The sequence below is a fragment of the Methylorubrum sp. Q1 genome (assembly GCF_004683995.1).
Taxonomy (GTDB): Bacteria; Pseudomonadota; Alphaproteobacteria; order Rhizobiales; family Beijerinckiaceae; genus Methylobacterium.
The window spans coordinates 1-17,617 of sequence record NZ_SRHQ01000032.1 but is presented as its reverse complement, the minus strand read 5'-3'; the positions used below and the strand labels follow the sequence as shown (position 1 = coordinate 17,617).

Annotated in this window: 10 protein-coding genes and 2 pseudogenes; 5 read left to right on the top strand and 7 right to left on the bottom strand. The window is 65.0% G+C overall.

Annotation, left to right across the window (positions count from 1 at the left end):
* Nucleotides 1–108: 108 nt before the first annotated feature.
* The 3 genes from E4V01_RS22615 (at nt 109) to E4V01_RS22605 (ending at nt 3,106) form a co-directional block, all read left to right on the top strand.
* Nucleotides 109–2,481, top strand: a complete 2,373-nt coding sequence (locus E4V01_RS22615) for an AAA family ATPase (RefSeq protein WP_256371273.1) — start codon at nt 109–111, stop codon at nt 2,479–2,481.
* 149 nt (nt 2,482–2,630) lie between these two features.
* A complete protein-coding gene (locus E4V01_RS22610; RefSeq protein WP_135299909.1) occupies nt 2,631–2,918 on the top strand; it encodes a hypothetical protein in 288 nt (95 codons plus the stop codon).
* On the top strand, nt 2,915–3,106 hold the full coding sequence (locus E4V01_RS22605; RefSeq protein WP_245517658.1) for a hypothetical protein: 192 nt from the start codon (nt 2,915–2,917) through the stop codon (nt 3,104–3,106). The genes E4V01_RS22610 and E4V01_RS22605 overlap by 4 nt, the downstream gene beginning before the upstream one ends.
* Before the next feature lie 855 nt (nt 3,107–3,961).
* Here E4V01_RS22605 and E4V01_RS22600 read toward each other — a convergent pair.
* A pseudogene (locus E4V01_RS22600) lies at nt 3,962–4,310 on the bottom strand (IS5/IS1182 family transposase); the annotation flags it as partial.
* A gap of 46 nt (nt 4,311–4,356) precedes the next feature.
* Between E4V01_RS22600 and E4V01_RS22595 the strand changes: the two are divergent.
* A pseudogene (locus tag E4V01_RS22595) lies at nt 4,357–4,674 on the top strand (transposase); the annotation flags it as partial.
* 165 nt (nt 4,675–4,839) lie between these two features.
* On the opposite strand, the gene E4V01_RS22590 reads toward E4V01_RS22595, so the two are convergent.
* The 6 genes from E4V01_RS22590 to E4V01_RS22565 form a co-directional block, all read right to left on the bottom strand.
* Nucleotides 4,840–5,811, bottom strand: coding sequence for an alpha/beta fold hydrolase (locus E4V01_RS22590; protein WP_135299908.1), 972 nt, complete (start codon nt 5,809–5,811; stop codon nt 4,840–4,842).
* A gap of 73 nt (nt 5,812–5,884) precedes the next feature.
* Entirely contained in the window at nt 5,885–6,451 is a 567-nt protein-coding gene (locus E4V01_RS22585; protein ID WP_245517657.1) for a hypothetical protein, read from the bottom strand.
* Nucleotides 6,452–6,977: 526 nt separating this feature from the next.
* Entirely contained in the window at nt 6,978–8,951 is a 1,974-nt protein-coding gene (locus E4V01_RS22580; RefSeq protein WP_193763282.1) for a glycosyltransferase, read from the bottom strand.
* A gap of 8 nt (nt 8,952–8,959) precedes the next feature.
* Nucleotides 8,960–10,015, bottom strand: a complete 1,056-nt coding sequence (locus E4V01_RS22575) for a hypothetical protein (protein WP_245517656.1) — start codon at nt 10,013–10,015, stop codon at nt 8,960–8,962.
* 233 nt (nt 10,016–10,248) lie between these two features.
* Complete coding sequence (locus tag E4V01_RS22570; protein WP_193763281.1) at nt 10,249–11,862, bottom strand: HlyD family efflux transporter periplasmic adaptor subunit; 1,614 nt, start codon at nt 11,860–11,862, stop codon at nt 10,249–10,251.
* 1,272 nt (nt 11,863–13,134) lie between these two features.
* The gene (locus E4V01_RS22565; protein WP_135299905.1) at nt 13,135–13,401 is read right to left on the bottom strand and encodes a hypothetical protein; all 267 of its coding nucleotides are present in this window, start codon (nt 13,399–13,401) and stop codon (nt 13,135–13,137) included.
* A 791-nt stretch (nt 13,402–14,192) separates the two neighbouring features.
* On the opposite strand from E4V01_RS22565, the gene E4V01_RS22560 reads away from it, so the two are divergent.
* Nucleotides 14,193–17,528: a helicase-related protein gene (locus E4V01_RS22560; protein WP_135299904.1), complete on the top strand. Its 3,336-nt coding sequence runs from the start codon at nt 14,193–14,195 to the stop codon at nt 17,526–17,528.
* Nucleotides 17,529–17,617: the final 89 nt, after the last annotated feature.

Genomic DNA, 17,617 nt, shown 5'->3' with positions numbered 1-17,617 from the left:
GTGCGGGCGGCGCCGCCGCCTGTTTGAGGGGTCGCATCGCGCAGGGACGGTCCCGAGCGCCCCAGGAAACCCAGCCGATGCCGCGCCCCACCTCGAGCCTCCCCGCCCGTGCTTGACGAGGCTGGGATGGTCGCCTCCGAGCAGCTCTCCCGGATCGTCCAGGAGGTGGAGCGTCGTGGCGCCAAGCTGGTGTTGGTCGGCGACGCCATGCAGCTCCAGCCGATCGAGGCCGGCGCCGGCTTCCGGGCGATCACGGAGACGATCGGCTACGCCGAGTTGTCCGAGATCTGGCGTCAGGCCGAACCCTGGATGCGGCAGGCGAGCGTGGCCTTTGCCCGCGGCGAGGCGGGGGTTGCCCTCAAGGCCTATCGCGAGGCCGGCATGGTCCGGTTCTCGCCCGATCGGGAGAGTGCGCGCGAGGCCCTGATCGCGGCCTGGAAGCCGGACTACCTCGGCCGCAAGCCCGACGGCCGGGTGACCGAAACGCTGATCCTGGCTCAGACCAACGTCGACGTACTCGCCCTCAACGCCATGGCCCGTTCGGCCCTCAAGGCCGACGGGTTGCTGGTGGACGAAGCCCGGTTCATGACGGCGCGCGGCGAGCGGATGTTCGCCCCCGGCGACCGGGTTCTGTTCCTTGAGAACGACCGGCCGCTCGGCGTGAAGAACGGTATGCTAGCCACCGTCGAGACGGCATCGAGCGGTCGGCTCGTGGTCAAGCTCGATCGGGACGGAGCCGGCGACGGCGAGCGGATCGAGGTGCGGGCCGAGGTCTACCGTAACCTCGACCACGGCTACGCTGCGACCGTCCATAAGAGCCAGGGCGCCACCCTCGATCGGGTGCATGTTCTGGCAACGCCCGGCATGGATCGATACCTCAGCTACGTCGCGATGACCCGCCATCGGCACGCGGTGGCGCTGCACGGCGCGCTCGCCGACTTCGTGCCCGAATGGCGCCGGGCCAAGCTCGGCCCTGCGCCGTCGTCGGATGTTCTCGACTCCGCCGCTCTCGACGGATTGGCGCGGCGGCTTTCGCGCGACGGCTCGAAGGCCTCGACCCTCGACTACGCCGACGAGGCCGCGTTCCGTGAGGCGGCGGTGTCGCTCACCCAGCCACCGGAGTCGATGGACGGCGAGGCCGTGCTGGATCGCGCGAGCGATCGTCCGCTGCTCGATGCCGGCCGGATGGCGGCCGGGTTCACGGCGTTGGCGAACCGGCTTGAGGCCGAGGTGCCGCCCAGTGCGACAGCGGGGTCCACGGCCGTCGAGGTCGGGGTTGCTCCGCCTGCGGCCGAGCTTGATGCCGCGGCTGATACGCCCGCCACCGGCGCCTCCGTGTCCCCGGCCCTGGCAGTGATCGAGGCCGCCCTGACCCGGCTCGAACGCTCTGAAACCGAGATCGCCGACCGGGTGCGGCCGCAGGATCTGCGGGCGCTGGCCAGCGCGTTCGCCGAACGGCGCGGCCTCAACGGGCATGCCGTTCTCGCCCCTGCCCTGGTGCGGCGCGCGCGCTCGATGATCGCCAAGGTCGAAGGGCGGTGGCGCAGTCTGCACGGGCTCGTGGCCCGCCTCACCGTGGCCTGGAATGCTCTCGCTGCCGCGCGTCCCGTCGTCGCCCTCAAGGCGGCGCCTGAGGCCGCCGTTACGCCTGGTCCGTCGGCACCGCTCAAGCCGTTCCTCGCCGCCGTCCCTCTCGACGAGACGTCCGTCAGGCAAGCCCTCTATGATCGCGTCGATCCGAAGACGCATCTGAAGCTGATGGCGGATGCGTTGCAGCGGCGCCTGACGATGGCAGTCGTGGAGCCTGGTCCGCTCTACAAGGCGATCTTCGCAGAACTGCGCCAGCCGTGGGAGGTCTATTCCGCACGGGTCGGGGCGCTGCTGTCCGACCCCGAACCGTATGGTGGGCTGCGGGGCCGCAAGGGCTGGTTCGTCCCGGCTGCGGATAAGGAGGAACGGGCGAAAGCCGTGACCGCCTTTGCGCAAGCCTTGATGGCAGCCAACAATCTCAAGGGCCAGTTCGAGGCTTCGGCCGAGAAGGGCCGCGCGGCGGAGATGCAGTGCGGCAAGCGCCTGCTGATCGAGGTGCCGGGCGTGTCCCCGATCGCGGCGGCCGCGCTCGCCAAGGTCGGGCGCATGCCGGCTACGAAGGCCCTCGACGACGCGGTCGTGGAAGCTGTCTCGACGCCCGAATTGCGGGCCGAGGTGCTCGCCTTCGCCGAGGCCGTCGGGCGGCGTTTCGGCGCGAATGGCGCGATCGGGCATTCGCCGTCCGAGGGCCTCGGCCCGGATCAGTGGCTCACGTCCGAGGAGCGCCAGATCCTCAGCGGCGGCGGCTACGTCGCCTCCTACGTCGAGGACGGCACCCTGGACGAGGTCGTCCTTCGCGCGCAGCTCCAGCAGCAGACCCAGGACCTGCAGCGGACAGAGGACCTGCGCCGGGATCTCGACAGGGGACAGGATCTCGGCCCGTCGCTGTAATGCGGACGCCACGGTGATTGTATTGGCGCCGGCGCGACGATGGGTAAGGGTAGGGGAGAGAGTACATCCGAGAGTTGGGCCGTCTCAGGACGGATCGAGAGGCCTTGCCCGAAGCCGGTTGCGGCCGGGCGGTTCAGAGGAACGACATCATGCGCTTAGCCGACCTGCCGGCGCTCGTGACCCAGCGTGAGGAGGCCGTGACCCTGCTCGATGCCATCGCGGCGGGCATCGACGAGCGCGAGCTGGCCCCCTTCGTGTCCGCTCTCACCACAGCCGAGGACGAGCAGGCGGTCGCGATCATGCGCGGGTCGGGTAACGAGACGAGCTTGCGCGTGCAACTCGGGGCCCTGCTGACGGAGGCCGGGCTGGTGAGCGAGGACGAGGTGTTCCAAGCCTTCGACGCGCGTCGCGCCCGCGCCCGGGGAGCGGTCGCATGAGCGCCGATCCCTACGTCTACGAGGGCACCGACGTCCTCAGGAACCGGGCCGACATCCGGGATCCGGAGGCCCTGGCCGAGCGCGAGCAGTTCGTCTCGTTCCGGGCGCTGCGCCAGATGCAGAAGGAACCCATTCTGGGCAACTTCGACCAAGGCCATCACCGACGAGCAGGTGAACGCGGCGGGTAACGCGCATCTTTCCGATCTTAAAACCACCGCCAATCCGATCGCCGACGGCTACGGCCTCGGCGCGCCCGTCGCCGGGAATAGCTGAGCGAGCCATGTCGTTACTTGTGCCTAAATTTATCGATTATATAAAGTTATTGCAGTATAAATCTGCAGACTAGTTGAAATTAAGCGTCACATACATGAAAGGGTGAGCGCGGTATCATATTTTGCCTCAAAAATTGAGTATTATATGGACTCGGCACTATGACTCATTCTGTTGATCATAGTGTGTTCAGCAATTAACTTTATACTTATCAGATCTATACTACAAATTTTGAAAAGTATAGGATCGGTTTTATTTAAAATACACATTCCATGGTGTAAAAACAAAATGGCTCTCTTGTTTAGTGTAACTTTTTGGGTGGTTCCAGCGGCCTTCGCCCAAGAGGCACTCGCGATTAGCAGTGGAAGATAGAAGGTTCATCAGAACTATTGATAGAGCAAATATTATTTTTCCCGCGGATTCTTATTATGCAATTTTTGGCAAGCCCACCTGAATTATTCGGGCTCATAATGGCAACCATGTATGTGTTCCGCTCAAATATGAAATGGAAATTCGTAATTACCGGATCTATATCTGTAATATTGGCCTGATATATATTTGAAATAGTATATAACTGGGGAGCAAATTGGGGTCGATCATGATCTAGTGATGAACATCGTATCAATTATATAGTTATCACATACATAAATCGGAGAGCAGATATGGGACAGGATGCACTTACTCCTGTACAGTTCAATGGTTCGATTCAAGCATAGATTAGTTTTCACAAAGGTTCAATCAACCGTGTCCATCCTGAGAGTCTGTCCGATAAGTCATGAAGCGCGTCCGAGGCGTCGGACGAGGGTCATGGCAGCGGCGGCGTAGAGGAAGGCCTGGGCCGAGGCGAGGGTGGTCTCCGGATCCGTCCAGCGGCGGCGGTTGCAGTTGATCCACCCATCGGTTCGGGTGCGCGGTGAAGCCGATCTGCCCGGGTGGCTTGCGGACGATCGCGACGGTTATGCTCATGGCCGTGGCGGGTCGGTCTCCGGCATAGCCGGCATCGGCGAACGCCTTGGTGATGAACGGAAAGGTGCGACGCGACAAACGCAGCACCGGCACCGCTCCGTCGCGATCCTGCACGTCGGCGGGCTGCGGATCGAGGACGAGGGCACGCCCGTCCGTCATGAAGCGCGTCCGACGCATCGGACGCGCTTCATGACGGACGGACTCTCAGCTGCCCGAACTCGGCACCATCGGCCGCCACCAACTCGCGGCCCTCGTCGGTATCGCCCCGATCAACTGTGACTCAGGCCTGATGCGAGGCCGGCGATCCATTGCAGGCGGGCGAACATCTGTTCGGGGTGTGCTGTACATGGCTGCGCTGACCGCGATCCGGCGAGGCTCTCCCTTCCGGCCCTTCTATGAGCGGCTCACCCAGCGTGGCCGACCGAGGAAGGTTGCCCTTGTTGCAGTGATGCGAAAGCTCCTGGTGACGCTCAACGCCATCGTCCGCGATCGTACGCCATGGCGGCCACTCACCGCTTGACCTTCAACACAGCCGCTCGTCGTGGCGCTGCCGTGGAGAACCTGTCCCATAGCGCCTCCCTCCATGCGGTCTCAGCCGTACCACCACACAAAGGGACTGAACAAAGTAGCAAGTTGGCCCGAAACGAACGCCTCAGATCACTTCCGATGCGCATCGCTGCCTTCCCTACGCGGCGGTCGCCTGGGACTGCTTCGAGGCGAGCTCTACGGCCTCGACGACCTTCTCCGGCGCGAGATGGTGGATCATGTGCCCCATCCCGGGAACCACGATGAGCGTGCTGTTCGGCAATTCAGCGTGTAGCCGCTGCGATTGACGGCCGACATCGGCGATCTGGTCGGCGCCACCGGCGATGATGATGACGGGGAGGTCGAGGTCATGGTAGTGCTGCTGAAGCTCGACCGTGACCGGCGTCATCATCGCCGCATCCTCCGCAGATGCCCGCAACTGCAACGGGCGCAGCATCATGTCGGTCGGGAACTCTCGATCGAAGCGCTCGGGAATGTCGGCCGGCGCGAACATGCCTTTGATCATGGCGGGAAGGAGCGCGCGCCCGACCAGCGGCGAAACGGAGTAGCGTAGGACATCGCCGATGATCGGGATCGCGGCGGGCGAGGCGAGAACCACGTCGGCGCGCAGCGTCGGGTAGTAGTAGCCCGATGCCAGGACGAGGCTGCGCACGAGCTGCGGGGCTTGCAGAGCGAGGGCGACCGCGACCAGCGCGCCCCAGGAGTGTCCAAGCACCACGGCCTGCGTGACACCGAGCTGCTGCAAGGCTTTCTGGTAAAGCGTCGCGTGCGCGCGCGGCGTCCATACACCCCGAGGCCGGTCGCTGTAGCCGTATCCAGGGCGGTCGAAGATGATCACACGGAAGCGCTTCGCGAGAGCGTCGACGATGCCGCTGCTCAGGAAGTCTTGGATCATAGTGCCGTTGCCGTGGATGAGCACCAGTGCCTCGCCACGCCCGCGCTCGACGTAGTGCAGGCGCACGCCATTCACTGTGATGAACTCGCCTGCCGGCGGCGTCCGTCGCTCGGCCTCGCGTGCATTGTAGACAGCATACAGTGCAGAGGCTCCCAGAGCGGCTGCGGAGCCGAGCAGGGTCGGAACTAACCAAGATGTTTGTAGGCGGTGTTTCATTGGAGATGATCCTGCGTGATCAGGCGGACCGGCTGGTCCAGGGAAGGCAGATCAGGAGCAGCCGCGACCCCCGTTACGGAGAAGAGGCGCCTTCCAGCAGCTTCGGCGTCATTGCCGCGAGGGCCAGGAGTGGCGCCGGCATGACAACGCCGGCACGACGCATGGACTGCGCGGCTGCCCGGCAAGCGGGGAGATCGTTGGTCCGGGCGGCAGCCTCGATTTGCGTCACGTTCTCTGCCGACGGCTTCGACGTGTCCGGCTGAGTGGACGACCCGCTCCGCTCGGGTCCCGAGGCGGTCGCGGTGGAGCCCGCAGGCGCTGCTAGGTTCTGCGCTTGCCCCTGCGGGCCGGCAGCGCCCGGGCCTGACGCGGTGATCTGAGCACTCTGTCCCGAGCTGCTCTGTGGGGTCGTCTCCGCCGCAGGCTTTGCCGACGCATCGCTGTTATTCTTCGCCGAAACAGCCGTTGCCAAGCGCGGCGGTGTGTCGGCAGCCTGAGCGCCGGCCGCGGGCTGATGCACAAAGGCAACGAGTTCCTGGCAGAGGTTCGCCGGCCTCCCGGCCGCCAGTGTCGGAGCATCGTGTGTTTGAGCCGCGGAGGCGTGGGCGAGGACGCAGACCGGCACGGCCAGCATCAGCATTCTCACGATCCGCATAATCGATCTCCTCTCATCGGACAAAACGGGGCGGTAGCCCAAGACTGACTTGGGCGCCGCGGTGCGAACGAGATCGAGAGGTTCATCCTGAGCGCGCGAAGCGAAACGCGCGGACCGGGCGAATTCTCCGACGACATTGCTGCTGGGCGCTCGTCCAATACGAATGAGCAGGCAAGATCGGATCAGAACGCCGTCGTGCGAACTGCACGCTCCATCTTCATCGAAGCGTGCCGAGCTACACTATGATAAGGCTGCTAGCCGTTACTTGTTCCAACGATTTGAGATCATGAATCGTGATGCGGGATAAGCGGAGATTTATCGGGCGACTCACCAAATTATATCATCCCGCAGGTTTTGAATTCTATCGGCGCCGCTTTCTCGCCCCCATCCGGGAGAGCCATAGCCATGCGTAATCTGACGGCCATCGCAGCGTGGATCTGATCCTGCCGCACGGGCAGGCCTTCAGCTAATCCAACGCAAAGATCTGCAAGTCATGCAGTCAGATTTTGCGTCAGGCTGCTTGGAAACAGCGGGTGATCAGGCCGCGCAACGCCAAGCGTAGGCTTGCGGTGCGGGCGATTGGGTCTGCGGCCCGCGTGAACAGGCGCAGGATGAGGGTTTGCCGCTGCAGGTGGTCCGGTGCGAGTGCGACCGCACAGGCGCCTGCTTCGGCCCCCGTGAGGCGAGCGGGGATCCAACCGGTCGGCTCAAGAAGCACCTCCACCGCGTCTCCAGCCGCGATGGTATGGGGTAGAGCTGGTATCCGCAGCTGGGCTGTCCCCATCCCGAGACTCGCCAGCACGGCGTCGTAGGCGATCCCGCGGAACCGGACGTGCACTGGCTCCTCGACAAGGAACTCCTCCGCTCCACGTGGGCGCTCGAAACAGACAAGAAAGGCCACGAAGCAGAACAGCATCGCGACGCCAGCCCAAACCAAATTGAAATAATCGAGCGGCGAAATCTCGGTCGCGCCCGAGGGCGACACGAAGGACCAGACGATGGCGCCGGCCGAGAGCAGGCAAATCGCCCCGAAGCCGGTGGCCATCCGCCAGCGCACCAGCGAGGCAGAGCGGTCGCCCCCCTTGTCGGTGACCTTGAAGGGGCGACCGAACGGGCGAACCGCTGCCGAGACCAGGGTGATGCTGATGGCAAGCGCCGTCATGATGTGCGTCACCTCCATGAACAGCGGGAGCGTGCGTCGGCCGGAGACCCAGCCGCTATAGGTCCAGAGCGCGAAGAGCGTCGGCAGGCCGTAGCGGAGGAAAGAGAGATAGTCGGCGTAGAAGGCCGGCATATCGAAAAACCAGTAGATCGACGGAGCCACCAGCATCAGGACGATGAAAGGCTTGCACAGCCAGTTCAAAACGCCGTGCAGATAGTGCAGCCGCTGCAGCGGCGTGTAGTCACTGCCACGGAAGGGACCGGCCTTGAGCAGGGCGACTTGCATGGTGCCGAGGCACCAGCGGGTGCGCTGCGTGATGTATTCCGGCAGGCCTTCGGCCGAGAGCCCGGCGCTCAGACGCTCATTCAGCCAGTGAGTCCGGTAACCGCGGCGCATCAGCGAGTAGGTTAGGTTGATGTCCTCGCAGATGGCATCGTGCGGGAACCCACCCATCTCCGTCACGCGGTCGCGTCGCACGAGAAACGAAGTGCCCACGCAGAAGGCGCAGCCCCAGGCATCCTTGGCCGGCTGGAACACATCGAAGAAGATGCGCTGATCGTCGACCCAGGCCTCGGATGCCATTAGGTTGTGCTGGATCGGGTCGGCGTTGAAGAAGAATTGTGGCGTCTGGACCACGGCCGCCCGCTCGTCGTGGAACAGCCCGACGCTGCGGCGCAGGATATTGGGCGCCACCGCGAAATCGGCGTCGAGCACGAGGATAATCGGTGCGTTGGTGCGACCGGCCGTGTGGTGGAGCGCGTTGTTGAGATTGCCCGCCTTGGCCCCCTCGTTATCGGGGCGCGTGACGTAGTTGGCGCCCACTTCCTCGCAATAGTCCCGCAGCCACGCACGGCGGGTGTCGTCGCAGACCCACACCGTAGCGTTCGGGTAGTCGACCGCGAGGGCCGGGATGATCGATTTCTCGACCACATCCAGGGGTTCGTTGTAGGTGCAGATGAAAATATCGACGGCCGGCCACGCACCACTCTCGCTTAGCCGCGTCTCCTCGCGATCAGCCTCGGCGGACCGGTCCTTGAACCGAAACAGGATGACGATGGACATCAGCGTGTAGAGAATCGCCACCATCTCGAAGGCGAAGAACAAGTAGGGCCAAAGCTTATCGGGCTCCGGCTCCAGACGCGGTAGCGTGTCGTGCCAGCGCCAAGCGGCGTAGCAAAGAATGAACACCGCCGTGGTCAGGCCGAACAGGACGCGGGCAGGGGCGCTCGTGCGGTCGAGTAGGCTCGCCATCAGGAGCAGACTGATGAGAATGCCGGAATCGATGGTGAGAACGGACAGAACGTCCTGAGGCGCTTCGAACATGATCGGGCTTACTCCACGCGCCGTCCGGTGAATGGATTCCAGCCCGTCGCCGCAAGCACGCCCCAGGCGGTGGCGCCCAAGTGAGGCCGGCGGAAATAATAGAAGTCCGCCCCCGTGCTCGCCGGACCGATTGCGATTCCTGTCGTCAGGCGATCGACATCGGTGGCGAAGAGGAAACCGGACGGTGAGACGTGTCGACCGATCGTGGAGAGCAGGCGTTCGGCCTCGGAGCGTCGGCCGAGTGCGCGAAAGGTCAAGGCGGCCTGCGCAGTGCCCTCGACCCAGAGACCGTCCCGATCCTCGTTGAAGTCGAAGCCCTCCCGAGTTGCGAGGTGCGTCTCGGCAAAACCCAGCGCCCGCCGCCAGTCTTCGGGCGCAGCCGTTACTCCGATCAGCGGCCAAAGCTGGGTATCCAGAGCAATGTGGGTCGTGGGCTGAAGCTGCCCCTCCGGCGTCGTGCCAAGGCGAAACACCCCTGGGGCTCGGGCGAAGGCCGCACCGAGAAAGCCCCGCGCGATCCCTGCGATACGCGCCTCGTCCGGCCTCCCGTCGAGGCGATGAAGCCAAGCCGCAACCGCATGGACGTCGAGGTTGTGTTCGGTGGATTTCCACGTCAGCCGCGTCTGGCTTGGATCGAAGCCATCGACGCCGCCTGAATAACCCTCCGGATCTCGTCGATCGGTGGTCTGGTCCGAGATCCAGGCCAGCATCTGCCGAGCACCTGCCCTGTATCCGCCTTCCGGTGCGACCGCATCAACGGTGAGGAGGGCAAGGGCTGCCCAGGCCACGTTCCCGGTCGCGGTGCCGTCTTGGTAAGGGTCCTCGGCCCAGAGATTCTGCTTCGCATCCCACCAGCCAGGCAAATCGAGCGGTCCAGCGCCGATGGGACCAGCGCGATAGGCGTTACGGACGCGGCCGTCCGAGAAGGTGCGATCCCGGGCCAGCGCGCCGAGTAGGGCATCACCGATGCGACGGGCGCGGCTGATTTCGCCGCAGGCGACCAGCGCAATTGCCGCCAAGGCGTTGTCATAGGTGAAAGCTGAGCTTCGCAGGGGGGCGGGCAATTCGGACTCGCTGGGCCCCGGTCGGTAGCTCGCCACAAAAGCCGGTCCCGGTCCGGTCGCGTCTATCGCTCCAGAGAGAGCGCGGCACAGGGTTTGAGCGAGAGACGACGAGGGTTCCAGCGCCGCTTCCGGTGGCGACGCGGGCTGCTCGGGCTTAGCGCTCAGCGGCGAGACCACGAGCGCTGCGACCGCTGTCACACTCAAGAGGCGCCGGATCCGTGCACAGCCCCGGATCAATGCGTGTTTTCGGCAGCGTGCTGCCGCTCAGGTTGGGTTACCGGATCGCTCGTGCTGCGACCTGGAACTCGTGCCGCCAACTCACGGATCGTCGTCGAGATTGTATCCGCGGCACGGGTCGCACTGTTCGAAACGAAGACCCAGGCTTGCTTCGCTTCCGGTCCGTTGACGCCACGGGCGATGAGGTCGGAAGCTCTTGCGGTCGTGTTGGTCGCCGCAGAGGCGAAAACGCCCCATGCTGCCTTTGCTTCCGGCCCACTGAAACCGGAGGCGACGGCTTTCCAGGCTACGGAAGCCGATGGAATCCAACCATTCTCCCGGGTGATCGTGACCCATTGGCCTACAGAGCAAGGCGTGGTGCGACGCGTTGTTTGGGAAGGCAGTACGCTCTCGACTATTTCCGGTGCTGAGCCGCGATCAAGGCTGACGAGGACATACATCTCCCGCCGCTCGGTCTGTGGAAATGGCACCGCATATTGCTGATCGGTCTTGTCGCTGGTCTTGGGCAAGATCTCGCTGACCCAACCGCGTTGAGGAATAACATTTCCTGCCGCCGAAATTCGCACGGGGGTTCCGACCGCGAGTTCCTGCGCCTGCCGATAAGAGAAAATCCCGACTGCGAACGATTGCTCGCAGTCGACCAGCGTTGCCACAGAGTCCCCAGGATTGACGTGGCGCCCTTCGGTGACGCCGAGGCTGAGAACCATGCCGCCGTTCATCGCTCTCATTTCCGCATCTGCGAGGCTGTCGAGACGATTTCGTTCTGCAACCAATAGGGATTCTTGTGCCTTGAGACTGGCGGCGAGCTGCACTTCTTCGATGGCCAGTCGCTGAGCATCGAAGGCCAGATCCCGTCGCTTCTGCGTCAGCACCGCCAAGCTGTTGGATTGGTTGCCCACGAAGACGCTCTTCTTGACGGCAGTCAGTTCAGCCAGCTTCTGGTTCAGCTTGGCCGTCTCGGCGTCCTTATCAAACCGGGCAGCCTCGAGCTTGTGCTGCGTTGGGCGCAGAAGATCGAGACTGGCTGTGTTGCGGTCAACCATAGCTTGCTGCCGATCCACCACCGCCTTGGTGGACTGACCCTCAGCATCGGCTGACCCGACCCGGGCGCGAGCCTCCGCAACCTCTCCGTCGAGTTTAGCGACTGTCTGCTCAACTTGTCGACGGATCTCGGCATCAAGGGCTGCGACGTATGCCTGATCCGATTCTTTCTTCTGGCGTGCTGCCAAGAGGGAGCCGCGCAACTCGTCGACTTTGCCGTCCAAGGTGATCAAGGTCGTGCGGTCGATGCGCCCGTTATGGATGCGTGCCACCGAGTCGCCCATTCTAAGGCGTTTTCCGATTGAGGCGGAGACTTCGGTCATCTCTCCGGCAATCGGCGCCGTCAGCAAGCTGATCGGCGCATTCATCACCGCGCGGTCTGACTGATCGGCGAGGAGAGGAGGGAGCGTCGCCGTGGTCATGAGGAGGGCAAGAACTGTTGCCACCGAATAGGCTGAGACCCGGACCACCCGCGTATGGCTCGGCTTCTGGTTCGGCTGTGACGTGGAGGCCGGCAAGGGGCGCTGCATAGGACTCTCATAATGACGCAAATCATCGTCGACGGACACGATGAGCTGGAAGACGGATTGGCGACGTCGATTCGTCGCTTCGCACAGGACAGCGGAAGAATGCCTCGCGAGGTACGGCAGGCGACAACTGGCCAATAGCGGGGATGTCTTGTGTCTGAACGTTGCCTGACGTGAGGCTGCTCGGATCTAGGCTGACGCTAAGATCATGTTAGCCAATTGGCAACCTGCGACAAATGTGCAGAAAGCAAAGTAAGTTAACTTGGGTAATTATCGAGAGCCGAAAGCATGCTTCGGCAGCTAGGATATCGTTGCTCCCCGGGTTTGATATTTGCTGCTGATCTGATTTATTTCGCCGACATATGAGGCCGACATTTCATTGTTTGACTGATAACGATCCGGGATCGGCAGTTTATATCCGAACGGTTGCGAGCCTGGGCACATTGTTGCCCTATGAGATGACGCCTCGCTGATTTCGGGCCAATAAACGGCGCCGCCGCAAAAGTGGTTCCAAAAAAATTTCAAGGCTTTTTCTTGTTATTTTTGTGCGAAATCGTGATCGCTGCTTAATAAGGAATAAGTGCAATCCATGAATGCAACAGCAATGTATGCTGTGATCGGCCGCCTCGTCGTCAGGTGCGTGCAGCGCAGCCGGTCTCGATCGGCGTCCAAGCGGGGTCCGGTGTCCGGCATCGCTCTTGCTGACAAGCTTGCCATCCCGCGATCCACCACGGCAGGCATGGACATGCGAAGAACGAGGCCTTGATCGAGGCGATCCGGCAGAAGGAGGCGCCTCCGGTTGCCTGACATCGAGAAGCTCGTCGCGGGCACACTGCACTGGTTCGCGGTCCCGCCGGTGCGGCAGGTCCCGAGCACTGGCTGTGTTCCAAATGCCTGCGGATAGGGCCTCAACGGGCAGTTTCAGGCGGTCTTCCGGAGTGCTTGGCGAGCTCAGCGCGAAGGCGTGCCGCCTCGGCTTCGTGCCTCACAGCAGATGCTCGGATCTGTGAGCACAGATGGTCATAGAACAAGCGTAGCGACTCCGTCAGGCGCGCCATCAGTTCCTCCATCGCGATAGCCGTTTACCCACCACACAGTGATCGGCGACACCACCCAATCGGCGGGCGAACCTCGAACCATGCCTTCAAGATTGGTTGCCTCTGGCGTGCCATCAAGAGCGGCCCGCGGCAGGCCGAGGAGACCGGTGCAGTGTTGCCAAGGCTGCTTCGGCAGCCCCTGCGCGGTTGGGATCTCGCGGTGGTGCAGATCGGCAGCGATGCCGGGACAGGGTCTGTAGGCCGGCAAGGGCCGAGGTCAGTGCGCCTCAGCAAAGAGTGTTCGGATCAGCCGCCAGAGTTCGCGGTGCCCGGTCGTTTGCCCCGCCTGCAAGAGATACTCCGGGATTTCCAGCTGCTCCTTACCGTGGTCTGAGTGGCCAGCCCCACGCACGTCCGTATGCTCCCATTCGTGCTCGACGTAGAGGCGCTTCGTGTCCGTGTCGAAGACCAGACGCCACCAATCCTCATTGTTTTCGACAGGGCCTTTGGCCGATCGTTGAAGCTCGCGGACGAGTAGGGCCATCTCGAACACTCCTGCGGTGAGGCCGAAGCTACTTCAGCCAGCGGCCGACCGCGAGGGGTTCCGCTCGCGTCTCGTCACACGAGGGCCGAGGCGGAGAACCGGATCAATGGCAGTTTGAATGGTCGTTAGTGTCTCTCACAAAACTGCCGCCGCGCTGTCATCGCCAGCACGAGAACGGTCAGAGACCGGCAGTCTTGTGAGGCACTCTTAAAGCGTGTCCCAAATTTCCTTGCGACAGTGGTCCGAGGTTGCTGGATCCATATCGGCTCCGCCGTGCTGTCTGCCAGTGTTCAAGGCCCTCGATGGAGCGAAGAAGCGGATCAGGCCTTTACCACCGCACGCCTCCCCGTTCGCATACGACTCTGGAGTGCCGAGGTCGGGTTCTTGGATTCTGCTCCCGAGCGCTCGCAGATGTGGCCCACTTGTGCCGCGCTCGTCGCTCTTGGATCGCCGGTGCTCAGCGAGCTAAGTTTCTGATGTTCCAGGAGGGGTTTAGCGAACCGGAGAGCCGGGTCCCCCACCTTCGGAGGGCAACGCTCAATCCAGCTGAGCTACGGGTGCTGACCGTGGCTCGTGAGTAGCCCAACTCGGCGGCAGCCGCAACGGCGCTGCGCGGCAGTGTCGAGCCGCGTGATGGCCGGACGTGCGGCCGGGCCGCCCTGCACCGGTTGGCCCGGTGGTCCCCAGGGAAGTGCGGTGGAAACCGGGGATGGTGACGCAGAACAGGAACCGCTGGCCGGCCGTGCGGCGTTCCTGGGAGCCGACCCCGGAAGTCGTTCGATGGAACAGAAATGGCACAGTCCAGGACCGCCAAGCCCCGAGACGACCAGGATGCGAGCCCGGATGGGGGCGTCGCTCCGCTCGTTCCGACGGGAGCCCTGGCGGTGGCTCTGCTCGGTTTCGCGCAAGCCGCGCGGCCGTTGATCCACGTGGCCCGCGATGGCCGCCGCCTCGACGAGATCGCCGCGGTCCTGCGCGCGCTGGCGCCGGAGCGGAGGGTGGCTGTCTATCCCGAATGGGATTGCCTGCCCTTCGACCGCGCTTCGCCCTCGCGCGGTGTCATGGGCGCGCGCACCGGCGTGCTGCGCTGGTTGACCGACGACCGGGCACAACCGGACATCGTCCTGACCACTGCCCCCGCGCTGCTGCAGCGCGTGCCTCCGCCGGAAACGTGGGAATCGGCCCATATCGAGCTGCGCGTCGGCGAGCCGCTCGATTCGGAGCAGCTCACGGCGCAACTGGCACGGCTCGGCTATATCCTCGACGATCGCGTCGATGAGCCCGGCGAGGTGGCGGTCCGGGGACGGACCATCGACGTGTTCCCGGCCGCCGCACCGCTTCCCTGCCGGGTCGAGCATGACGGCGCGCGCATCACTGCGATCCGCTCCTACGATCCGGTGTCGCAGCGCTCCCGCGTCGAAACCGGGCGGCTGGTGATCGATCCGGCCACCGAAATCATCCTGGACCCGGATTCGCGCTTCGCCCTGGAGCCGTTCACCGGACAGGAGCACCGGCTTGCCCGGTTCTATCCCGCGCTCGTGACGATGCTCGATTACGTGCCCAAGGCGCGCCTCGTGGTCGAGGCCGGGGTGGAGGAGCGTGCCGCCGCGTTCTTCGAGCAGATCGCCGAGGGCCGCGAGTCGGAAGGGGCGGTGTCACCTTCCGGGAGCCGGCGGGACGACCGATCCCAACAGAAGCCCGCACCGGATCTCTATCTCGCCCCCGAGGAATGGGCGGAACGGGTCGAGGCACGCAGCCTCGCGGCGGCCACGACCGCCGAGGCGGAGCGGATCGCAGGGCCGGTTTTTGCCCGCGAGCGCCGCCCCGAGGTCTCCTTCGCCAAAGCCCTGCGCGCTGCGCTGAAAGCGGGCGATCGCGTCGTGCTTGCCGGCCCCAAGGCGCCGCTGCGCCGCCTCGTGCGCGCGGCCGCCGCGGCCGACGAGCGAACCGTGCGCCTGATCGATGCCTGGGCCGACGTCGAGACGGCGGAGCCCGGCGCGATGCTGGCGATCGAAATGCCGGTCGAGGCGGGGTTTCGCGTGCCGGAGGCCGGTGCGACGGTGATCGCCGCGGCGGATCTGTTCGGGCCGCTGGCCGCAGGCGCGGGGCGGCGGGCCGCCGTGCTGCCGATCGGCGAGGTCGAGCTGCGGGTCGGCGATGTAGCGATCGATCGCGATCACGGCCTGTGCCTCTTCGAGGGGCTGGAGGCGATCCGCGCCGGTCAGGAGGACGAGGAGGACGCGCTGCGTCTGCGTTTTGCTGATGACGCCATCCTCATGGTGCCGGTGAGCCAGGCGGACCGGATCTGGCGCTACGGCTCTGAGGCCGAAGCCGTGACCCTCGACCGGCTCGACGGCGGCACCTGGGCCCGGCGGCGGCTGGAGACGGAGGCGACGCTCGCCAAGGCGGCGCGGGCGATGCTGAAGGCCGCGCAGGAGCGCCGGGAGGCCCACGCCCCGCAGATCGTGCCGCCCGAGCGCGAGATGGAACGGTTCGCAGCCGGTTTCGGCTATCCGCTCACCGACGATCAGGCCGGGGCGGTGGAGGAGACGCTGGCCGATCTCGCCCGCGAGACGCCGATGGACCGGCTCGTCTGCGGCGATGTCGGCTTCGGCAAGACCGAGGTGGCCCTGCGCGCCGCGGCGGCGGCGATCTTTGCCGGACGGCAGGTCGCCGTCATGGCGCCGACGACGGTGCTGGTCCGCCAGCATGTCGAGACGTTCCGGCGCCGGTTTGCCCGGTTCGGCATCGAAGTGGCGCATCTTTCGCGCCTCGTGTCCCCGGCCGAGGCAAGGCGGGTGAAGCAGGGCTTGGCCGATGGCAGCGTCCGCCTCGTCGTCGGCACCCAGGCGCTCGCCGGGCGCGGCGTGTCGTTCCACGATCTCGGCCTTGCCATCATCGACGAGGAACAGCGCTTCGGGGCCAAGACCAAGGCGAGTCTGCGCAAGGCGGCGGGCGACGCCCACATCCTCACGTTGAGCGCGACGCCGATCCCGCGCACGCTCCAGGCGGCGATGGTCGGCCTGCAGAGCCTCAGCGTGATCGCTACGCCCCCGGCGGTGCGCCAGCCGATCCGCACGGTGATTGCCGCTTTCGAGGAGACGACGCTGGCCGCGGCGCTGCGGCGTGAGCACCGCCGCGGTGGGCAGAGCTTCGTGGTCTGCCCGCGCATCGAGGACATCGCGCCGATGGCCAAGCGCCTGCGTGCGCTCGTGCCGGGGCTCGACGTGGTGACGGCGCATGGCGAGATGAAGCCCGCCGAGATGGACGACGCGATGGTTCGCTTCGCCGACGGCGAGGGCGATGTGCTGCTCGCCACCAGCATCATCGAGAGCGGGCTCGACGTGCCGCGCGCCAACACCATGCTGGTCTGGGACGCGGAGCGGTTCGGCCTCGCGCAGTTGCACCAGTTGCGCGGTCGCGTCGGGCGCGGGCAGCGGCGCGGGGTGGTGTACCTGTTCGGGCATCCCGACAAGCCGCTCAGCCCCTCGACGGAGAAGCGGTTGCGCACGCTGGAGGCGCTCGACCGGCTCGGGGCGGGCTTTGCCATCTCCGCCCGCGACCTCGACCTGCGCGGGGCGGGCGACCTCGTCGGCGACGACCAATCCGGCCACGTCAAACTCGTGGGGCTCGGCCTCTACCAGCACCTGCTGCAACTGGCCCTGCGCGCGGCCAAGGGCGAGGCGGCCGAGGATTGGAGCCCGGAGGTGCGGATCGGTCTGAACGGCCGTGTGCCCGCCGACTACATCCCCGAACCCGAAATCCGCCTGAGCCTCTACACGCGCCTCCTGCGCCTGCGCGCCGAGGCCGAGATCGACGCGCTGCGCGACGAGATCGAGGACCGCTTCGGGCCCCTGCCGGAATCGGTGGACGCGTTGTTCACCCTGGCGCGCCTGCGGATCGGATGCCTCGCCCTCGGCATCGTCCGCCTCAGTGGCGGTCCGCAGGGGATCGCGGCCGACTTCCATCCGGACAGGCAGGCACCGGTGATCCCGGTCTCCGACGAGATCACGGTTCGGGATCGGCGTATCGTCATCCGCGGGGGCTGCGACGACCCGGTCGAGCGCGGCGCACGCGCCGCCGTTTTCCTGCGCCGTCTCCATGAAGCCCGCGACCGGCGTGGTTGATCGGTGATGGCATGAACGGCAAGCCCTCCCGGTTACCGAAAACCGGGAGGGTACGAGGCGGGGGAGGCCGCGTGTTCGGAACGAGGGCT